Source organism: Xanthobacter sp. BG11Y11_SDJG (genome assembly GCF_057364445.1).
On sequence record NZ_JBNFNU010000768.1, the window covers coordinates 1 to 905 of the forward strand.

Annotated in this window: 1 protein-coding gene; it reads left to right on the plus strand. The window is 72.5% G+C overall.

Annotated features, from left to right (window positions below; genetic code table 11):
- Positions 1-81 precede the first annotated feature (81 nt).
- Positions 82-905: murein transglycosylase A (mltA, locus tag AC2W7M_RS26415; RefSeq protein ID WP_486136145.1), on the plus strand; the 824-nt coding region annotated here is incomplete at its 3' end.

Genomic DNA, 905 nt, shown 5'->3' on the forward strand with positions numbered 1-905 from the left:
GCCCCGCCGGCTCGGCCCGGCGACGCCGTCGCCGGCACTGGCGCGGCTGTTTCTTCGAGGCCAATTTTCCGCCCCTTCCACGTGGTTCCGGACCGCCGCGAGCAGGGCTTCTATACCGGCTATTACGAGGTGGAGACCGAGGGCGCGCTCACGCCCTCGCCGGATTTCTCCGTGCCGGTCTACGCCCGCCCGCCCGATCTGGTGATGGAGAGCCCGACCGCCAATTCCGGCCCCGTGGGCCGGCGCGTCGACGGCCGGCTCGTGCCCTATTTCGACCGCGCCGCCATCGAGGACGGAGCGCTCGCCGGCCAGGGGCTGGAGATCGTCTTCCTGAGGGACCCGGTGGACCTGTTCTTCATGCAGATCCAGGGCTCCGGCCGCGTGCGCCTGCCGGACGGGCGGGTGCTGAAGCTGAACTATGACGGCTTCAACGGCCACCGCTATCTGCCGGTCGGCCGGCTTCTGATCGAGCGCGGGATCGTGCCGCGCGACGAGATGTCCATGGACCGCATCCGCGCCTTCATGGAGGCCGATCCGCAGGCCGGTCGGGCGCTGCGGCGCGAGAATCCGTCTTATGTGTTCTTCAAAGCGCTCGACCTGCCGCCCGAAGCCGGCGCCATGGGCGCGCAGGGCGTGCCGCTGACGGCGGGGCGCTCCATCGCCGTGGACCGGCACCTGCACAGCTACGGCTCGCCGGTGTTCGTGGAGGCCGACCTGCCGCTGTCGGCCCCGGGCAGCGCCGAGCCGTTCCGCCATCTCACGATCGCCCAGGACACCGGCTCGGCGATCCGCGGGCCGGCGCGGGCGGACCTCTATCTCGGCGCCGGCCGGGAGGCGGGCTCGCGCGCCGGACGCATCCGCCACCCCGGCGGCTTCACGCTGCTGGTGCCGCGCCTTCGCCCCTG